The 19,390-nt window shown below is 67.4% G+C and carries 18 protein-coding genes; 12 read left to right on the forward strand and 6 right to left on the reverse strand.

Annotated features, from left to right (window positions below):
• Window positions 1-10 precede the first annotated feature (10 nt).
• From FCN22_RS03805 to FCN22_RS21555, 3 genes are read left to right on the forward strand one after another with little or no spacing between them, the layout of a single operon-like run.
• Window positions 11-880, forward strand: a complete 870-nt coding sequence (locus FCN22_RS03805) for a sugar phosphate isomerase/epimerase family protein (protein ID WP_137120188.1) — start codon at window positions 11-13, stop codon at window positions 878-880.
• A complete protein-coding gene (locus FCN22_RS03810) occupies window positions 880-1,713 on the forward strand; it encodes an alcohol dehydrogenase catalytic domain-containing protein (RefSeq protein ID WP_137120189.1) in 834 nt (277 codons plus the stop codon). The genes FCN22_RS03805 and FCN22_RS03810 overlap by 1 nt, the downstream gene beginning before the upstream one ends.
• A gap of 36 nt (window positions 1,714-1,749) precedes the next feature.
• Window positions 1,750-1,899, forward strand: a complete 150-nt coding sequence (locus FCN22_RS21555) for a hypothetical protein (RefSeq protein WP_162308125.1) — start codon at window positions 1,750-1,752, stop codon at window positions 1,897-1,899.
• Window positions 1,900-2,016: 117 nt separating this feature from the next.
• Here FCN22_RS21555 and FCN22_RS03815 read toward each other — a convergent pair whose 3' ends face one another.
• The 3 genes from FCN22_RS03815 to FCN22_RS03825 are packed head-to-tail and all read right to left on the reverse strand — an operon-like array spanning window position 2,017 to window position 5,121.
• Window positions 2,017-2,889: an amidohydrolase family protein gene (locus tag FCN22_RS03815; protein WP_137120190.1), complete on the reverse strand. Its 873-nt coding sequence runs from the start codon at window positions 2,887-2,889 to the stop codon at window positions 2,017-2,019.
• Window positions 2,886-3,842: an aldo/keto reductase gene (locus FCN22_RS03820; RefSeq protein ID WP_137120191.1), complete on the reverse strand. Its 957-nt coding sequence runs from the start codon at window positions 3,840-3,842 to the stop codon at window positions 2,886-2,888. Before FCN22_RS03820 ends, FCN22_RS03815 begins: the two co-directional genes overlap by 4 nt.
• Window positions 3,835-5,121 carry an enolase C-terminal domain-like protein gene (locus FCN22_RS03825; RefSeq protein WP_137120192.1) on the reverse strand — a complete coding sequence of 429 codons (1,287 nt, stop codon included), beginning with the start codon at window positions 5,119-5,121 and terminating at the stop codon, window positions 3,835-3,837. Before FCN22_RS03825 ends, FCN22_RS03820 begins: the two co-directional genes overlap by 8 nt.
• A gap of 185 nt (window positions 5,122-5,306) precedes the next feature.
• Here FCN22_RS03825 and FCN22_RS03830 point away from each other — a divergent pair, with 185 nt between their 5' ends.
• The 7 genes from FCN22_RS03830 (at window position 5,307) to FCN22_RS03860 (ending at window position 13,333) form a co-directional block, all read left to right on the forward strand.
• A complete protein-coding gene (locus FCN22_RS03830; protein ID WP_202911380.1) occupies window positions 5,307-6,071 on the forward strand; it encodes an SDR family NAD(P)-dependent oxidoreductase in 765 nt (254 codons plus the stop codon).
• A gap of 161 nt (window positions 6,072-6,232) precedes the next feature.
• Window positions 6,233-7,867, forward strand: a complete 1,635-nt coding sequence (locus FCN22_RS03835) for a fucose isomerase (RefSeq protein ID WP_137120193.1) — start codon at window positions 6,233-6,235, stop codon at window positions 7,865-7,867.
• 223 nt (window positions 7,868-8,090) lie between these two features.
• Entirely contained in the window at window positions 8,091-9,146 is a 1,056-nt protein-coding gene (locus tag FCN22_RS03840; RefSeq protein WP_137120194.1) for an ABC transporter permease, read from the forward strand.
• Window positions 9,147-9,190: 44 nt separating this feature from the next.
• Complete coding sequence (locus tag FCN22_RS03845; RefSeq protein WP_137120195.1) at window positions 9,191-10,300, forward strand: ABC transporter substrate-binding protein; 1,110 nt, start codon at window positions 9,191-9,193, stop codon at window positions 10,298-10,300.
• A 19-nt stretch (window positions 10,301-10,319) separates the two neighbouring features.
• Window positions 10,320-11,117, forward strand: a complete 798-nt coding sequence (locus tag FCN22_RS03850) for an ATP-binding cassette domain-containing protein (protein WP_137120196.1) — start codon at window positions 10,320-10,322, stop codon at window positions 11,115-11,117.
• 74 nt (window positions 11,118-11,191) lie between these two features.
• Entirely contained in the window at window positions 11,192-12,190 is a 999-nt protein-coding gene (locus FCN22_RS03855; RefSeq protein WP_137120197.1) for a LacI family DNA-binding transcriptional regulator, read from the forward strand.
• A gap of 144 nt (window positions 12,191-12,334) precedes the next feature.
• Complete coding sequence (locus tag FCN22_RS03860; protein WP_137120198.1) at window positions 12,335-13,333, forward strand: LacI family DNA-binding transcriptional regulator; 999 nt, start codon at window positions 12,335-12,337, stop codon at window positions 13,331-13,333.
• A gap of 71 nt (window positions 13,334-13,404) precedes the next feature.
• Here the strand turns inward: FCN22_RS03860 and glnA are convergent, their stop codons facing one another.
• Window positions 13,405-14,829: a type I glutamate--ammonia ligase gene (gene glnA, locus FCN22_RS03865; protein WP_137120199.1), complete on the reverse strand. Its 1,425-nt coding sequence runs from the start codon at window positions 14,827-14,829 to the stop codon at window positions 13,405-13,407.
• A 122-nt stretch (window positions 14,830-14,951) separates the two neighbouring features.
• Here glnA and FCN22_RS03870 point away from each other — a divergent pair, with 122 nt between their 5' ends.
• Entirely contained in the window at window positions 14,952-15,401 is a 450-nt protein-coding gene (locus FCN22_RS03870; protein WP_238384497.1) for an RDD family protein, read from the forward strand.
• 26 nt (window positions 15,402-15,427) lie between these two features.
• Here FCN22_RS03870 and FCN22_RS03875 read toward each other — a convergent pair whose 3' ends face one another.
• Together FCN22_RS03875 and lipA are read right to left on the reverse strand one after the other, a co-directional pair.
• Window positions 15,428-16,216 (reverse strand): DUF4191 domain-containing protein, encoded by a 789-nt coding sequence (locus FCN22_RS03875; protein ID WP_137120200.1) that lies wholly within the window; start codon window positions 16,214-16,216, stop codon window positions 15,428-15,430.
• Window positions 16,217-16,221: 5 nt separating this feature from the next.
• Window positions 16,222-17,250: a lipoyl synthase gene (gene lipA / locus FCN22_RS03880; protein WP_137120201.1), complete on the reverse strand. Its 1,029-nt coding sequence runs from the start codon at window positions 17,248-17,250 to the stop codon at window positions 16,222-16,224.
• A gap of 311 nt (window positions 17,251-17,561) precedes the next feature.
• Here lipA and FCN22_RS03885 point away from each other — a divergent pair, with 311 nt between their 5' ends.
• Window positions 17,562-19,385, forward strand: a complete 1,824-nt coding sequence (locus FCN22_RS03885) for a feruloyl-CoA synthase (protein ID WP_137120202.1) — start codon at window positions 17,562-17,564, stop codon at window positions 19,383-19,385.
• Window positions 19,386-19,390: the final 5 nt, after the last annotated feature.

The raw sequence follows: 19,390 nt of genomic DNA on the forward strand, positions 1-19,390 counted from the left end.
GGGAGTACACATGTTGATCGGTTGCCACGGCTCGGTGTGGACCGGCGAGTTCGACGATGCGGGCCTGCAGCGGGCCATCGCGCGCACGGCCGCCGCGGGATTCGACCTGGTCGAGATCCCGCTCATGGACCCCGACAAAGCGGACGGGTCTGCCGTACGCCGCATGGCCGAGCAAGCCGGCCTCGCAGTCACAGCCTCGTTGGGACTCTCCGAGCAGACCGACGTCTCCAGCGAGGACGACCAAGTCGTCTCGGCCGGGGAGGCTTTGCTGGGGCGGTGCCTGGAGTTCCTCAGTGACGCTGGCGGCACGCACCTCGTCGGAGTCATCTACTGCGCCATGCGCAAGTACATGGCTCCTGCGACGCCGACGAACCGCCAGCACAGTATCGACGCCATCGGTCGCATCGCGGAGCGAGGGGCTGAGCTCGGGATCCGGGTCGGTGTGGAGGTGGTGAACCGTTACGAGTCCAACCTGCTCAACACGGGTCGCCAAGCGCTGGCCTACGTAGAGGAGGCGAAGTCGGACAACTTGGTGGTGCACCTGGACACGTATCACATGAACATCGAGGAGCCGGACATGTTCTCGCCGGTACTCGCCGTGGCCGACAGGCTCGGATACGTGCACATCGGGGAGAGCCACCGAGGCTACCTCGGCTCGGGCACGGTGGACTTCGATTCCTTCTTCCGTGCCCTGGCCACGGTGGACTACGACGGTCCGGTGGTGTTCGAGTCGTTCTCGTCCACGGTTGTGCACCCCGAACTCAGCTCGATGCTCGGCGCCTGGCGCAACCTCTGGCAGGACGGCGAGGACCTCGGACAGCACGCCAACAGCTTCATCCGGAACCAGTTGCGCAGCGTCGAGTCGATTGCCATGCACTGATGCGTGCCGTCGTCTACGACGCTCCTCGCAGCTTCGCGGTGCGGGACGTGCCGCGTCCGGTCGCTGACCCTGGTCAGGTCGTCGTCGACGTGCACCTCGCCGGACTGTGCGGTACCGACCTGCACCTGCACGAGGGCGGCTTCTTCGCCACGTTCCCGTTGACACCCGGGCACGAGAGCGTTGGAGTCGTTCGGGAGGTCGGGGCGGGCGTGGACGGTTTCGAGCCTGGACAACGGGTCGTGGTGGACAACGCCTCGGCCTGCGGTCGCTGCCGCGAATGTACTCGCGGACGACCGCTCTTCTGCAAAGCGTTCCTGTCGCTCGGCGTCAACGCTCCGGGCGGCTTCGCAGAGTCGCTGGTCAGCCCGGCACACAAGGTCTACCCTGCCGGCGACCTGGCCGATGACGTTGCCGTTTTCGCGGAGCCGCTTGCCTGCGCCGTGCACGGGATGGACATCCTTCAGCTGCGGCCTGGCGCTGACGTACTCCTGGTGGGCTCCGGTACCACCGGCCAACTGCTGGCCCAACTCCTGGTGCATGGCGGTGCCGGCCGGGTCACGGTGGCAGCACCGACCGCCTTCAAACTCGAACTCGCAGAGTCATTCGGCGTCGACCGCGTCGTGCAGATCACTCGCGACGCCGAGAGCGCCAAGCAGACTCTGCTCGAGTTGGCACCCGACGGCTTCGATGTGGCCGTCGACGCGACCGGCGCCGTCTCCGTGGTGGACATGCTGCCGGAGCTGGTGGCGATTGACGGGACCGTCTTCGTCTACGGAATGTGTGACGCCGACGACCGCCTGGCCTGGAGCCCCTACGACATCTTCCGGCGGTAGTTGACCGTCAGGGGATCCTTCGCTCAGGTGAACTGCATGGACCGTTCGTTGGCCTTGCTGCGCTCCGGACGCGTCCGCACCGCCGGGCTGATCACCCATCGCTTTGCGCTGGGGGAGTATGCCGACGCGCTCACCGCCATCTCGGACCCGACATGTCTCAAGGCTGTGGTCACGCCGGCCGACTGACCGGAGCAGCTCGTCGATAACCGAGCGGTAGGGCCCACCTACCATGACGACCTCGGGAGAAGGATCGAGACCTCGGTATGGCGTGAGTGGTGGGTCAGGGGGCGGCCGGAGCGCTGCTCATGCCCGCTGGTCGCCTCCTTCCAGGACAGTTCGGTGGTACACCCGCTCTGCGGTGCCGGCGAAGAGCTGCCCGCGCTCTCTGGGGGAAAGCTGTTCTGCCAAGGTTGTGGCGAGGGACAACGCAGCGGGATATCCGCCGAAGTCCGTCGTCATGGGCCAGTCCCCGCCGTACATCAATCGGGAGGGGCCGAACAACTCGACTGCGGTGTCCCAGACCGGGCGGATGACCTCGGGAGTGAAGGGTTGCCCGGGCGCCTGCAGGCCGGAGACCTTGGCCGTGGTGTTGGGGCACGCGGCCAGTTCGCGCAGGCAAAGGCGCCACCGGCCTTGCCCTACTGCGTCATGGGGAGGTTTGCCGAGGTGGTCCAGGACGATGGACAGTTCGGGCACGGCGCGCGCGAGGGAGACGGTCCTCTCAAGGTGGCGGGGCCAGGCGTCAGGGACATCAAAAGGCAGACCAAGCTCGGCGACCATTGCCAGGGACCGGCGCACGTTCGGCAGATCGAGGAAGTCGTTGCGGGGGTCGTTGTGGACCAGGTGCCGAATGCCGCAGAAGGCTGGGTGAACGGTCCAACGGGCGAGCTGCTGCTCGGCTCGCTCTGGGTCGTCGAGCTGGATCCATCCGACGACGCCGGCGACCCAAGGTTGGTGACTGGCCACGTCGAGGAGGTACGTCGTGTCGCCCTCGGAATCCTCGGCCTGGACCAGGATGGCGGCATCGACGCCGGCCGCTGTCAGCTCGCGGCGGGCCTTCTGGGGGGTGAAGCTGGCTCGGAGGCGGCCGTGGGCGGGCGTCAGCCAGGCGTAGTCGCTGACGGACAGGTCCCACACGTGCAGGTGGGCGTCGAGGATTCGGTGAGTGCTCGTCATACCGTCACCAAACCGGCGTTCGCGAGAGTCTCCCACAGGTCTTGCGGCAACGGGGTGACGGTGCGCTGCCAGTTCTGGCGCACTTGCTCTGGAGTGGCGCCGCCGGCCACGACGGTTCGCACCAGCGGATGACGCAGGGGGAACTGCAGCGCCGCGGTGGGCAAGTCGGTGCCGAACTGCGCGCAGACCTGCGCGATGGCACGGGTGCGTTCGAGCACGTCGGCTGGCACCGCGCCGTACTCGTAGAGGCCGTCGGCGTTGGGCGGATCGGTCGCCAGCAGCCCTGACATGAATACGGCGGCGGCGACCACGGGCAGTCCGTGTGAGACGGCCTCGGGCAGGACTTGCTCGGCGGCGCTCTGGTCGGTGAGGGTGTAGCGGCTCGCGACCATCAGCAGGTCCAGGCAGCCGGTGCGCGCACCGGCGAGTAGGGCCTCGTTCGACATGGAACCGATCCCGACCGCCGTGACCAAGCCCTCCTCGCGGAGCTGGGTGACAGCAGGCACGCCGGTGTCCAGGGCGGCTGCCAGCCCGAAGCGTTCAGGGTCGTGCAGGTAGGCGATATCGACCCGGTCCAGGGCCAAGCGCTGCAGCGATTCCTCGAGGCTGCGCCGAATGCCGTCGGTGGAGAAGTCCCACTCTCGGCGTAGGTGCGTGCTCACGATGAAGTCGTGGGCGAGGTCGAGCGCGTCGCTGCCCCGGTCGTTGGGAACGAGGAGGCGGCCGACCTTGGTGGAGAGCACGAATTGATCGCGGGGCTTGGTGGTGAGAAAGGCGCCGAGCCGTCGTTCGGACAACCCGAGGCCGTAGTGCGGAGCCGTGTCGAAATAGCGGACGCCGCACTCCCACGCGGTCTCCAGCAACTCCCACGCGGCGTCGTCAGTGAGAGCGCGGTGCAGGTTGCCGATGTTGGCGGCACCGTACGACAGCCGCGGTAGTTGGAACTCAGGCATGACGGGGATGGCGGAATTCGGCTAGAGAGGCGGCGAGCATCTCGGTTCCGGCGCCGGGGGTCGTCGGGGCAACGTAGCGTCCGTTCTCGACCCGGGCCGGTGAGATGAAGTGTTCGTGCAGATGGTCGACATACTCGATGACGCGGCCTTCCATCGTGCCGGAGACGGCGACGAAGTCGAACATCGACAGGTGCTGCACGGCCTCGCAGAGCCCTACCCCGCCAGCATGGGGGCACACCGGCACACCGAACTTGGCAGCGAGCAGCAAGACCGCGACGTTCTCGTTCACCCCGGCGACCCGGGTTGCGTCGATCTGCAGGACCTGCAACGCATCTGCTTGCAGGAACTGCTTGAACATCACCCGGTTGGCCATGTGCTCACCGGTGGCGACGGGTAGCGGGGTGATGCCCCGGGCGATCGCAGCGTGAGCCAGCAGGTCGTCGGGGCTGGTGGGCTCCTCTACCCACGCGAGGTCGAACGGTTTGAGTTCGCTGAGCCAACTGATGGCCTCAGCAACCTCCCAGCGTTGATTGGCGTCGACGGCGATGCGCACCCCCGGCCCGAGCGTCCGCCGCGCCAGGCCAAGGCGCCGGACGTCGTCTGTGCGGTCTGCGCCGACCTTCAGCTTGATCAGGGTGAAGCCCTGGTCGACCGCTTCGCGACACAGGCGGACGAGCTTGTTGTCGTCGTAGCCGAGCCATCCCGGCGTCGTCGTGTATGCCGGGTAGCCCACCTCAAGCAGCGTGCGGACCCGCTCGGCGCGCCCGGGCTCGGTGCGTCGCAGGAGCCGGAGTGCCTCGGGCGGGGTGAGCACGTTGGTGAGGTAGCGGAAGTCGACGAGGTCCACCAGCTGCTCGGGGGTCATGGAGGACAGCAGCTGCCACAGGGGCATCCCGGCGCGTTTTGCCTTCAGGTCCCACAGGGCGTTGACCACGGCGCCGATCGCCATGTGCATAACGCCCTTCTCGGGTCCCAGCCATCGCAGCTGGGAGTCGTGCACCAGGTCGCGCCAGAAGCCGCCCATGTTCGCGAGCGTCTGCTCCACGTTGCGTCCGAGAACGTGATCCTCGAGCGCCTGGATGGCCCCTACCTCGACCTGGTTGCCGCGCCCGATGGTGAAGACGAAGCCGTGCCCCTGCAGACCGTCGTCGGCGTCGGTGCAGACCTGGACGTAGCTGGCCGAGTAGTCAGGGTCCGGGTTCATCGCATCCGAACCGGCCAGCGAAAGGGATGTGGGGAACCGCACGTCATGGGTCTGCAGTGCGGTAATGGCGCTCACGGGGCTCCTCACGAATGACGGGCCGTGTTGTCCCTGAGCGTAGAGAGCGGATGTATCACCCGTCAACGGAGGCGGGACCTATCCCCTCGCGTGCGTCGGCCAGCAACCCCGCCCCGCCCTGGCCGCCGGCCGGTGGCTGATGCCACCGATCGATTCATTCACGAGCCAGCGGGTAAGGAGTAGGCATGCCCACCCCGTTCGGCGGTATGTCGGCAGTGGTCACCGGCGGTGCGTCCGGCATCGGTGCCGCGGTGGCCCGGCTGCTGCGCGAGCAGGGCGCCGCTGTCGCGGTTCTCGACCTACACCCTCTCCCCGAAGGGAGCAGCGGCGACGGGGTCGTTTCGCTCATCGCCGATGTCAGCAGGGACGCATCGGTGCGTCGAGCCGTCGGGCAGGCGGCCGAGGCGCTTGGTGGCATCGACATCGTCGTCAACAACGCGGGCATCGGTGCACAAGGCACGGTCGAGGACAACTCAGATGAGGAATGGTCTCGCGTGCTCGATGTCAACGTTGTCGGCATGGTGCGCGTGAGCCGTGCCTGCCTGCCCTTCCTGCGCAACTCCAGGGCGGCCGCGATCGTCAACACCTGCTCGATCGCGGCGACTGCCGGGCTGCCGCAGCGAGCGCTCTACAGCGCGAGCAAGGGGGCAGTCCTGGCGCTCACTCGCGCGATGGCCGCCGACCACCTGCGCGACGGGATCCGGGTCAACTGCGTTAACCCCGGCACCGCCGACACCCCTTGGATCGGCCGGTTGCTCGAGCACGCGTCCGACCCCGCGGCCGAGCGTGCCGCGCTGAACGCGCGGCAGCCCCATGGCCGTTTGGTCTCGGCCGACGAGGTCGCCGAGGCAGTCGTCTACCTTGCCAGCCCGGCCGCGGGCTCGACCACGGGGATCGATCTGGCCGTCGACGGTGGCATGCAGGGCTTGCGGCTCCGGCCAGAACGCTGAGCGACGCCAACCTTGACGTATGAAAACGATTTCTGGCAGTGTGCCGTTGTGGGAGCGTCGGCCGCCCTCCGCGTGAACACCGGCGGCTCGAGCACCGAGGGCGTGCTCGTCGATCGGGCCGGTCACCGCCTGCGCGCCGCCCAGAGGACAAGGAGCCTCACATGTCCACCTACACCATGCCCGCCCCGACGTCACGAACCGTCGCGGAGCCGCACACCGTCTACACGGTCGCCAGCGGCGACCTGCGGCCGGCGGCGAACCAGACCTGCTGGCCCGCCCAGCGCAAGCTAGAGGCCGACCTGGCTCGGGCGGTGGAGTCGCTCGGGTGGTCCGTGCGGCGCGGCCACGCGGTCGACGAGGCCAAGGGGCACGGCTTTATAGACAGCCAGGCAGCCGGCATACGTGTGTTTCGGGAATTGCCCCCGGATGCACCGCTCATCGTCGTGGAGGCGGTGTGGCAGTACAGCCATCACGTCCTGGCCGGACTGCGCACGCACCGAGGTCCCCTCCTCGTGGTGGCCAACTGGATGGGAGAGTTCCCCGGCCTGGTGGGTCTGCTGAACCTCACCGCGAGCCTGACCAAGGCTGGGGTGGGTTACTCCGCCTTGTGGAGCCAGGACTTCACCGACGAGTGGGCGCTGGATGGATTGCGCACCTGGTTGGAGACGGGGGAGCTGGTCCATGACCAGAGCCATGTGCGTGACCTTCCCGCCCTGTCGGATGGTCCCGAGGTGCAGCTGGGTCGGGCGCTGGCTGAGCAGCTGCGCGCCGACAAGGCGATCATGGGCATCTTCGACGAGGGTTGCATGGGGATGTACAACGCCATCTTCGACGACGAGCTGCTCAACCCCCTGGGCATCTACAAGGAGCGGCTCTCCCAGAGCGCCCTCGTGGTCGAGATGGGCAAGGTCGCCGACGACGAGGCGCGGGCCGTCCGGGCTTGGCTCGAGGGGGCCGGGCTGGACTTCCGCACCGGCACCGACGAGGCCACCGAGCTGACCGATGCCCAGCTGCACAGCCAATGCGCGATGTACGTCGCCGCGATGCGGATCGCCGACGACTTCGGCCTGGACGCGGTAGGCATCCAGTACCAGCAGGGCCTGAAGGACGTCGTGCCCGCCAGCGACCTGGCCGAGGGGCTGCTCAACGACCCATACCGCCCACCCGTACGATCCCGGGACGGCTCACGGGAGCTGTATGCCGGCCGTCCCTTGCCACACTTCAATGAGGTCGACGAGGGGGTCGCCGTGGATTCCCTGGTGACCAACCGGATCTGGACCGCCATGGGTCTGAACCCCGCGACCACCCTGCACGACATCCGCTGGGGCGAGCAATACGGTGACGACTACGTCTGGGTCTTCGAGATCTCCGGATCGGTTCCAGCCTCGCACAACGGCGGCTACGACAAGTCTTGGAGCATGCGACAGCCACCGATGTTCTTCCCACTCGGCGGAGGCACACTCAGCGGCGTGTCCAAACCGGGGGAGATCGTCTGGTCGCGAGTGTTCCTCGCTGGCGGCCGCCTGCACACCGACCTCGGACGCGCAACCGTTGTCGAACTCCCCTGGGAGGAGACCCAGCGGCGGCTAGAGGCCACCAACCCACAGTGGCCAGTCATGCACGCGGTGCTGCACGGGGTCACCCGCAACCAGATGATGGCGCGGCACAGGGCCAACCACATCACGGTCGTCTACGCTCCCGACGCCGACACCGCCGACAAGGGTCTGCTCGCGAAGGCCGCCATGTTCGACGCACTCGGCGTGCCGGTGCACCTGTGCGGAGAGGTGACCCTCTGACCCAGCCCGCGCGATTGAATCCTCAATCGAACCCATGTTTGCGTTGACAGTGGTGCGGATCCCGATTTACCGTTGCAGATAACGATTTCTGGAGCGATTGACACGGGCTTGTGCGAGCCGGCCAGCCAAGCGGTGAAGTTCCTGTTGATGGAGCGGAATGTGCGCAGCGAGTTACGCGACGGGCGGCTTCGGCCATGTGCCAAATGACGAGGATTGACGTCGGATGAGTTCATCCGCGGGCCGCCCAGATGGCCGTACCGGTGACTTCGGGAAGCAACCGGGTGCCGCCGCAGTCGGTGGGCCGTGGGGGTTAGTACGCCGCCGCCTCGCCGATGTGATCTCCCAAGTGGCCGCGCTGGGCGCACTCCTGGTGATCTTCGTCCTGCTGTCGCTGCTCTCGCCCAACTTCCTTACCTACAACAACCTGAGCGAGGTCGTGGTCGAGGCGGCCGTCACCGCGATCATCGCGATTGGCATGACACTGGTGATCGTCACCGCGGGCATCGATCTGTCCGTGGGGGGGGGGATCGCCGCACTCGCCGGAGTTCTGGGCGCCATGCTGATGGTCGATGCGCACCTGTCATGGCCCTTGGCGACGGTCGTAGGGGTACTCATCGGTGGAGCGGCCGGACTCGTCAACGGCGGACTGGTCGGATGGGTCAAGCTGGCACCGTTCATTGCCACCCTGGGGATGATGGGGGTCGCTCGGGGCCTGACATTCGTATCTACCGGCGCGGTTGCGGTCTACGGACTGCCCGTCGGCTTCAATGTCCTGGGTCAGGGCTATGCCGGTCCGATCCCGATTCCGGCTATCTGTCTCATCGGTGTCATCGTCATCTTCGGCTTCATCTTCACTCGCACCAAGCTGGGGCGGTACTCCTACGCCATCGGCTCGAACCACGAGGCAGCGCGCCTCATGGGGATCCCGGCCAGCAGGTACCTGGTCCTTGTGTACGTCCTGCAGGGACTCCTCGCAGGCTTCGGTGGGATGATCGCAGCCTCCCGCGTCTCGTCCGGGCAGCCGAACTTCGGAGTCGGTCTGGAGCTCGACGCGATCGCGGCTGCCGTGATCGGGGGCGCCAGCCTCTTTGGCGGGCAGGGGACCGTCTCCGGTGCGATCATCGGTGCCTTTCTCATCCAGTTCATCCGCAACGGGTCCGTCTTGTTGAACGTCAATATCTACTGGCAAGACGTCATCATCGGCCTCGTCGTGTGGATAGCCGTCAGCTGGGACCAGTTCCGTCGACAGCGGATCACCGAACGCGCCCACGTCACGTGATGACAGGTGCCTGACCTAACAGCCCGACAATCGAGGAGGTCTCCATGAACACACAGAAGAGCCGTTGGTGGTTGGTGGCACTCACCATCCCGGTGGTAGCCATGGCCGGCTGCAGCAATGGCCCGAGCTCGGCGAGTTCCTCCACGTCCAGTGCGCCTGGGTCATCCACATCGTCGAGCTCGACCAGCGGCGCGGGCGGCGCCGCCGGCGCGGCATCAGCTGGCAAGAAGCTCAACGTGGCGGTGATCCCCAAGGCGGTGGGGTTCGACTACTGGACCCACGTCAAGGCTGGAGCCCAGTGCGCTGCCCAGAAGCTGGGCAACGTGAACATCGAGTGGAACGGGGTCTCCGCGGAGACTGACGTCACCGGCCAGATCAACATGCTCAACGGCTACCTTTCCCGCCACGTGGACGCGCTGATCTATGCGGCGACCGATGCCAAGGCTCTGGTGCCGGTGACCCAGAAGGCGCAACAGGCAAAGATCCCGGTCTACAACATTGACTCCGGCACAACGCCCCAAACGGTCCCGCTGTTTGCAACCGACAACGTCCAGGGTGCCAAGGAGGTGGCCAAGTTGATGAACACCGCACTGCACGGCCACGGCAAGGTGGCTCTGCTGGAGTTTCAACCGGGTTCGATGACCAACGACCAGCGCAAACAAGGCTTCATCGAGGGCTTGAAGAAGTACCCCGGTCTGAAGCTGGTCTCGGACCAGGCCGACCAGAGCGACGCCAACCAGGCGCTCAACGTCACGAACAATATCCTGACCGCGAACCCGGACCTCAACGGATTGTTCGCGTCCAACGAACCGGGAGTCATCGGCGCCTCGCATGCGGTCTCCCAGCGGAACCTCAAGGGCAAGGTCGTCATGGTCGGGTGGGACGCAGCACCCGACGAGGTGAAGGCGCTGAGTTCGGGCGAAATCACTGCACTGATCGTGCAGAACCCCTTCCGCATGGGCTTCGACTCGGTCGTCGCAGCGGTCGAACACATCCGCAAGGGCGTCGCCGTCACCAAGGAGGACACCGGCGTCTACGTCGTGACCACGAAGAACATGAACCAGCAGCAGATGAAGGCAATTCTGGCGCCCAGCTGCACCAACCCGCCGCTGAAGTCGTCCGACCCGTGGTTGAAATACGTGCACATGAAGTGAGGCACCGAATCGAGAGCGTATGGAACTGATGAATTCGCAGGATGCCAGCGTGACCGAGCCGATGCTGAAGGTAGAGGGCATTTCGAAGCGGTTCGGTGGTGTTCAAGCCCTTCAGGGTGTCGACCTGCAAGTCGACGCCGGTGAGCACGTCGCGCTCGTGGGTGACAACGGTGCCGGGAAGTCGACCTTGGTCAAGATCCTCACGGGCGCAGAGCATGCTGACGACGGCAGCTTTTGGTTCGCGGGAGAGGAAAGGCATTTTCGCTCCCCCCTGGAGGCGCGCAGGCATGGCATCGAAACCGTGTACCAGACGCTCGCGCTCGCCGATCACCTCGATGTCGTTGCCAATCTCTTCCTTGGCAGAGAGCGTTACCTGCTCCGCCTCGGGCCGTTCAGTGTGCTGAACCGTGCGGCCATGAAGACCGAAGCACGCGCCCTGCTGGAGCGAACTGGCGTGCAGATCCCCGACCTGGGGGCCATGATCATGGGGATGTCCGGCGGCCAACGCCAAGGGGTGGCGATCGCCCGCGCTGCGGGGTGGGGTTCGAAGATGATCGTCCTGGACGAGCCGACGGCGGCGCTCGGCGTCCAGGAGACCGCAAAGGTTGAGGAGATCATCCACACTCTGAAGGACCAGGGTGTCACCGTGCTCATGGTGAGCCACAACCTGCGCCAGGTCTTCGACCTCATGGACACCATCTGGGTGCTTCGACACGGAAGAATGGTCGGCGCGCGGAAGGCCGCCGAGGTGCGCCCCCAAGAGATCGTCTCGATGATCACCGGAGCCGACGACGCCTCTGGACTGGAGTTTGCGTGAACCACCCAACCGCCCAGGCGCATCCAGGCCGTCCCACGCCCGAGCGGGAGCGATTGACGGGGGCGTGAGGGTGGGTGGTCAAGATCGTCGATGTGGCGCGGCTCGCCGGCGTTTCGTCGGCAACGGTGTCGCGTGTTCTCAACAACGTCCCCACCGTCGATCAGTCCCTGGCTGAGCGAGTGCGCTCAGCGGCCGATGAGCTCGCCTACCGCCCCAACGGTGTCGCGCGCAACCTACGCCGGCAACGGACCGACGTGTGGGCGCTGATCATCTCCGACATCGAGAACCCGTTCTTCACCGCGGTGGCGCGCGGCGTGGAGGACGTCGCCCGAGAGCACGGGTTCTCGGTCCTCTTGTGCAACTCCGACGAGAACAGGGGCAAGGAGGACCGTTACCTGCAGGTGGCCGAGCAGGAACAGGTGGCGGGGGTCATCATCTCCCCGAACATGCGCGGCAGTGACGTCGCTCGCTTGGTGGACGCATCGATCCCAGTGGTGACCATCGACCGGACCGTGCGTAAGCCGGTTGACTCGGTGACGGTTCAATCGAGGCGAGGAGCGCGTGGCGCCACGCAACACTTGTTTGACAGCGGCTGGCGCCGCCCGGCCTGTATCACCGGGCCGGACTACGCACAGACTGCCGAGGATCGACTCCAGGGATACCTTGATGCCATCGCGCGTGCTCCACGACGGATGACCCAAGGCTTGGTGCGGCACACGGACTTTCAGGAAGCGGGCGCCGTGGCAGCGGCGGCGAGCTTGCTCGACGTGCCGGACCCGCCGGACGCGTTCTTCGTCGCCAACGCAACGATGACCCTCGGCGTCCTGCAGGAGTTGGCCGAGCGTGGGCTGAAGCCCGGCCGCGACGTCGGACTGGTGGCCTTCGACGATGCCCCGTGGGCGCGCTTGACCGATCCGGCCCTGACGGTCGTCGCGCAACCGACCCATGAGATCGGGGCGACCGCGGGCCACCTGCTGACCGAACGCATTACGGGCTCGGCGCGGAAACGAGCCCGTCACATCGTGCTCTCCACGGAGCTCATCGTTCGTGAGAGTTCCCTGCGGCACCGCTGACCCCGCAGCGGCGAAGCGAAGCACGCCAGGTATGTCGGGTCAGGCCACCAGCGCGCCGTAGGCTGCCACGTAAGAATCGCCGGAGGCAGGGTCTCCGAGCGGTGTTCACTCGCCGCGAGTTGGCTGAACTAAGTGGAGGTCGGGTTGGCGAAGCTCATCGACGTGGCGCGTCGGGCCGGTGTCTCTCCAGCGACGGTGTCCCGCGCCCTCAACAACGTCACGACGGTGGACCCGACGCTCGCTGAACGGGTCCGTGCGGCGGCTGACGAGCTGGGCTACCGCCCCAACGGTGTGGCGCGCAACCTGCGTCGGCAGCGGACTGACGTGTGGGCGCTGATCATCTCGGACATCGCGAACCCGTTCTTCACGGCGGTCGCCCGCGGTGTTGAGGACGTCGCCCAGGGTCAGGGTTTCTCCGTGCTTCTGTGCAACTCAGATGAAGACCAGGACAAGGAACAGCGTTACCTCAGGGTCGCTGAGCAGGAGCAGGTCGCCGGCGTCATCATGTCGCCGAACACGCGGGGCAGCGACGTGTCCCGCTTGGTGAACGCGGCGATCCCTCTGGTGACGGTCGACCGGTCGAGTCACAAGGCCGCCGACTCGGTGATGGTGCACTCCCGCGCTGGTGCCCGCGATGCGACCAACCACCTGTTCGCCACTGGTTGGTCGCGCCCTGCCTGCCTCACCGGGCCGGAGCGGGCCGACACTGCCCAAGAGCGCCTGCAGGGATACCTGGACGCCGTGAAGGACGCGCGCCGGCGCCCAGCGGTGTCATTGGTGCGGCACGCAGACTTCCATGAGGAGAGTGCACGCGAGGCGATGGGGTCGCTGCTGGACGAGCGCAGGCCGCCGGACTCCGTGTTGATCGCCAACGCGACGATGGCGCTCGGCGCCCTCGGGGAACTCAACCGGCGGGGTATCAAGCCGGGGCGCGATCTTGGCCTGGTCGCCTTCGACGACACCCCGTGGGCCCGCTTCATCGACCCGCCTCTGACCGTGGTCGCCCAGCCGGCTTACGACATCGGGGCGACCGCAGCCCGGCTGCTGACCGAGCGGATCGCGGGCACCGCCCCGAAGCGCGCTCGCCACGTCAGGCTCTCGACCGAGCTGATCGTCCGCGCGAGCTCTCGCCACATCCGCTGAGTGGACGAGCAACCACCACGCGCCACATCGGTGCGCCTCACGCGAGGAGACGAGCAGGCGCACCGAGAGGCCTACAGGTCGTAGTACATCTCGAACTCGTGCGGGTGCGGCCGGAACCGGATCGGGTCGATCTCGTTCTTGCGCTTCCACTCACACCACGTGGAGATGAGGTCTTCGGTGAAGACGTCTCCCTCGAGCAGGTAATCGTGGTCGGCCTCCAGGGACTGCAGCACCTCGGGCAACGAACCGGGGACCTGCTGGATCTCCTGGTGCTCCTCCGGGGGCAGCTCGTAGAGGTCCTTGTCGATGGGCTCTGGGGGCTCGATCCGGTTGCGGATCCCGTCGATTCCCGCCATCAGCTGGGCGGCGAAGGCGAGGTAGGGGTTGGCCGACGGGTCCGGGACGCGGAACTCGATCCGCTTGGCCTTGGGGGAGTCGCCGGTCAGCGGGATGCGGACGCATGCGGAGCGGTTGCGCGCCGAGTAGACGAGGTTGACCGGAGCCTCGTAGCCCGGGACCAACCGGTGGTAGGAGTTGATCGTCGGGTTGGTGAAGGCGATCACCGAGGGCGCGTGCCGCAGCAGACCACCGATGTACCAGCGCGCTATGTCGGACAACCCGCCATACCCCTGCTCGTCGTAGAAGAGCGGTTCGCCGTCCTTCCAGAGCGACTGGTGGCAGTGCATGCCGGATCCGTTGTCACCGAAGATCGGCTTGGGCATGAACGTCGCCGTCTTGCCGGCGTCCCAGGCAGTGTGCTTGACGACGTACTTGAACTTCATCACGTCGTCCGCCGCGCCGAGCAGGGTGTCGAACCGGTAGTTGATCTCCTGCTGCCCGGCTGTGCCCACCTCGTGGTGCGCCCGCTCGACCTGCAACCCGACCCCCTCGAGGTTGAGCGTCATCGTGTCTCGCAGGTCGGCGAAGTGGTCGGTCGGGGGCACCGGGAAGTAGCCACCCTTGTAGCGGGGCTTGTAGCCGCGGTTGCCGCCCTCCTCCTCGCGGCCGGTGTTCCAGGCCGCGGCGACGGAGTCGATGAAGTAGTAGCCGGCGTGAGCATTGGTCTCGAACCGGATGTCGTCGAAGACGTAGAACTCCGCCTCGGCGCCGAAGAAGCAGGAGTCGGCGATCCCGGTCGAGGCCAGGTAGGCCTCCGCCTTCGCCGCGATGTTGCGTGGGTCGCGGCTGTAGGGCTCAGCGGTGTACGGGTCGACGATGGAGAAGTTGAGGATGAGCGTCTTCTCCTTGCGGAACGGGTCGAGGTAGGCCGTTGTCGGGTCCGGGATCAGCTTCATGTCGGACTCGTGGATCGCCTGGAAGCCGCGGATGGACGACCCGTCGAACATCTGGCCCTGGGTGAACGCGTCCAGGGTGAACGACTTGGCGGGCACGTTGAAGTGCTGCATCACCCCGGGCAGGTCACAGAACCGCACGTCGACGAACTGCACCTCCTCGTTCTTGATGAACTCGAGGCACTCTTCGGGGCTGCTGAACATCAATCCTCCTGTGGATGGCGCCGACGCCTGCTGCCGACCCTCGGAGCGAGACTATCGGGCCCGTGTTTCTCGGTCGTGACCCGAACGTTTCACCCGTGTTTCGTCGCGTCTAACCTTGGTGTGTGCCAGATCCTCACGCCGCCGGGCCCCGCCCCGACTCCGCCCGGCCGTCCCCGACCTATCCCGGCGAGCTCCTGGGGCTCCCCGAGGAGGGGCGAGGCGCGATGGGCACCTTCGGCCGCCGACTCATCGCGATCTTCATCGACTGGGTCCTGTGCAGCATCATCGCGGCAGGCTTCCTCGGTTACCGGCTCGGCGGCGGAGAGGGCAGCCTCTGGCCGCTGGCGGTCTTCGCCGTGGAGAACCTGCTCCTGGTCAGCACGCTGGGCTCCACCATCGGGCACCGCGTCCTCGGGCTGCGGGTGATCCGTCTCGACGGCCATCCCGCCGGGCTGTGGCGGGCGCTGGTCCGCACCGTCCTGGTCTGCCTCGTCATTCCTGCGCTGATCCTGGGTCGCGACGGGCGCGGCTGGCACGACAAGGCAGCCGGGACGCTGATCGTCCGCCTCTGAGGTAGCCGGGCAGGGGCCGTGCCGGGTCAGCGACCCTTGAGTCCCTTGCGGTCCATCCGGACCTTGGTCGGGTCGACGCCGGCGGGCACGGGGGGCTTGAGGCCGCCCAGCGCCTTGAGGCGCTTGTTGACCGCGGACACCTCCGCCTTGGTCAGCGTGGGCTTGAGCTTGGTGATCCGCTTGGTCAGCTTGTTGACCGGGACCGCGTCGTCGCCCTGGCCGATGCGCAGCACCGTGATGGGCACGTTGCCCCCGGTCACCCGGGTGACCTTCTTGCGCTCGGACTCGGCCAGGCGGATCGCGGGCCCCTTCGGTCCCTCGGCCACGAGCACGACGCCCGGCCGCCCGATGGCGCGGAAGACCATGGCAGCGTTCGCGAGGTCACGCGGGTTCCGGCCACGCGGCGCCTCGGCCGCCACCGGCTCCTTGTCGTAGTACCAACCGCGCCGCAGGGCGCCCAGCGCAGCACCGGTCGCCCCCGCCTTGCCCTCGATGCTCTTGTATGCCGCTCGCTCGGCTCGCCGGCTCATCACCAGCATGGCCACCATCAGGCCGAACATGATGCCGAAGAACCCGAACAGGTAGGGGTGCCCGGTGAACAGCCCGACCACGAGCAGGACCGCAAAGACCACGAGGGCCGAGAGCAGCATCCACCACCCGATGTTGGGGTCGGTCTGGCGGGAGACCGAGTAGATCTGACGGATCTGCGCGACCCGTCCCGGCTTCTTGTTGGGGTCCTTCGGCTTGCGCCGGAACCTGGACGAGAGCCCGGACGAGGGCGCGGTCGACTGCTCGGAGTTCTTGCTGCGGGCCATGGGGGTCAGGATACGTCGGAGAGGGCGCGCCCCACGAGTGAGGCCGCCTCCTGACGCGCCGGGGAGGCCGCCGCGGCCTCGGCCAGGTGCGCCAGCTCCGGCGGCACGGGCTTGCCGCTGCGGCGCATCGCCTGGGCCCAGAGGCGCCCGGCCCGGTAGGATGAGCGGACCAGGGGCCCGCTCATGACGCCCTTGAAGCCGATCTGCTCGGCCAGGTCCGACCAGTGCACGAACTCCTCCGGCTTGGCCCACCGGTCCACCGGGTGGTGGCGAGGGGAGGGCCGGAGGTACTGGGTGATGGTGAGCAGGTCGGTGCCCGCCTCGTGCAGGTCGCGGATGGCCTGCTCGATCTCGTGCTCCTCCTCGCCCATGCCGAGGATCAGGTTGGACTTGGTCACCAGACCGGCGTCCTTGCCGCGGGTGATCACCGCGAGTGACCGGTCGTAGCGGAAGGCCGGGCGGATCCGCTTGAAGATGCGCGGCACCGTCTCCACGTTGTGGGCGAACACCTCGGGCCCGGCGTCGATCACCTGGTCGACCTGGTCGGGGACCCCGTTGAAGTCGGGGATGAGGATCTCGACGCCCGTGCCGGGGTTGAGCTCGTGCACCTTGCGCACGGTCTCGGCATACAGCCAGGCACCGCCATCCGGCAGGTCGTCACGGGCGACCCCGGTGATGGTGGCGTAGCGCAGGCCCATCTGCTGGACCGACTCGGCGACGCGACGTGGTTCGTCCCGGTCGAGCTCGGCAGGGCGCCCCGTGTCGATCTGGCAGAAGTCGCAGCGCCGGGTGCACTGTTCGCCGCCGATGAGGAAGGTCGCCTCCCGGTCCTCCCAGCACTCGAAGATGTTGGGGCAGCCCGCCTCCTGGCAGACGGTGTGCAGTCCCTCGCTCTTCACCAGGGAGTGCAGCTGGGTGTAGGCCGGGCCCATCTTGGCGGTGGTCCGGATCCAGGACGGCTTGCGCTCGATCGGGGTCTCGGCGTTGCGCGCCTCCACGCGCAGCATGCGGCGGCCCTCGGGTGCGACGGTCACGGACGGCTCCCTTGCCAGTCGAGGTTGCAGCGGGTCACTCGTGCGAGAGGCTCCGAATCGTGGCGTGCCTCCCGCCCCAGCCTACGACCCCCGCGTTGAGCGCCGCGCCGAACCCTGAGCCGCCCTCGACGCGCCGCTCCCGTCGATCTTCACGGTGGGCTGACGAAAACGGCTACAAGGCATTGACGTCGCCGGCCCGGTACGTCAACTATCAGAGCTCCCAGCGCCACGATGGGGCAGACCACGCGTCGGGTCGTGATCTGGGTTCCACCAGGTCCCGGGGCAGACGGCAGTCCCCCGAAGGAGGCTCCATGACCACTTTGTACGCCACCCCGCGGATCGTCCGGGAGGACCGACCCGACGGCAGCATCCTGCTCCGCTCGGCCGACCAGCTGCGGCCCTATCCCGCCTCGATCCTCCACTCACTCCGTGAGTGGGCGTCCCGAGACGCCGACCACCTGCTGGTGGCCGACCGGGACGGGAGAGGGGACTGGCGGACCGTGACGTATGGCGAGGCGGTGGCCGGCGCGGAGTCGATCGGCCAGGGCCTGCTCGACCTCGGCCTGGGCGCGAGTCGGCCGCTGCTCGTGCTCTCCGGGAACTCCGTGGACCACCTGTTGATGATGCTGGGGGCGCTCAATGCCGGCGTGCCCGTGGTGCCGACCAGCACGGCATACTCGCTGCAGTCCAAGGACCACGCGCGAATCCGGCAGGTCGCCGAGCTCGTCACCCCTGGTGCGGTGTTCGCCGACGATGCCGACCGCTTCGGCGCCGTGCTCGACACGCTGCAGCAGACGCCCGCGATCACCAGCCGCGGCAACCGCGCGGTGGGCGCGACCGTCGAGGAGTTGCGTGCGGTCGGGGCCGGGTCGCAGGTGCGTCAGGCGTTCGAGGGCATCGGGCCCGAGACGGTTGCCAAGATCCTGCTCACCTCGGGGTCCACCGGCGCACCCAAGGGTGTGCTCACGACACACCGGATGCTCGCCTCCAACCAACAGATGATGCGGCAGGTGTGGCCCTTCCTCGAGGAGGAGCGCCCGGTCATCGTCGACTGGCTGCCGTGGAGCCACACCTTTGGTGGCAGCCACAACCTGAACATGGTCGTCACCAACGGCGGCACCCTCTACGTGGATGACGGCGGGCCTCCGGCGCTGTCCCGCAGCCTGGCCAACCTGGCCGACGTGCCACCCACGATCTACTTCAACGTGCCAGCCGGATACGCCCAGCTCGTGCCGGTGCTCGAGGACGACCCGGAGTTCGCCGAGGCGTTCTTCTCCCGGCTGCGGCTGCTTTTCAACGCGGCGGCGGCACTGCCCAGTGCCCTGCGCCAACGGCTCGGAGCCGTCGCGGAGAAGACCACCGGCAGGCGGATCCCGGTCAGCGGTTCATGGGGCCTGACCGAGACCGCGCCGGCCGTGACGAATGCGCACTTCGACTTCGATGACGCGCGGTGCATCGGCGTGCCGCTGCCTGGCGCCGAGGTGCTCCTTCGCCCCGAGGGGGAGGCCTACGAGATCCTCGCGCGCGGACCGATGGTGACACCGGGCTTCTTCCGGCGACCGGACCTCACCGCGTCGGCCTTCGACACGGAGGGTTTCTATCGCACGGGAGACGCCGTCCGGCTGGCCGACGACGCGGATCCCGACGCCGGGCTGCTCTTCAGCGGCAGGGTCGCCGAGGACTTCAAGCTCACCACCGGCACCTTCGTCCGGGTCGGCGCCCTGCGGACCTCCCTGCTGTCGGCGCTGCCGCAGCTGTCCGACGCGGTCATCGCGGGCCAGGACAGGGACGAGGCGTGCGCGCTCGCCTGGCTCAACCTCGCGGAGACCCGCAAACTGCTCGGCCGTGACCCTGTTGCGGCCGGTGACGCCTACGTCGATCCGGCGCTCGCGGGCCACCTCGCTCGCGGACTCGAGGTCCACGGCAGGGGAGCGGGCCGCGCCGGGCGGATCGAGCGGATCCTGCTCATGACCGCACCGCCTGACCTGGATGCCGGCGAGATCACCGACAAGGGATACGTCAACCAGCGCAAGGTGATAGAGCTGCGCAGTGATCTCGTCGACCGACTGTATGACGAGCCGGCTCACCCGAGCGTCGTCCATGTGGCGTCGTCCGAGGCCTCGGAGTCGCGCTGAAGGCG

The organism is Segeticoccus rhizosphaerae (assembly GCF_005222685.1).
In the GTDB taxonomy this organism is placed as follows: domain Bacteria; phylum Actinomycetota; class Actinomycetes; order Actinomycetales; family Dermatophilaceae; genus Segeticoccus; species Segeticoccus rhizosphaerae.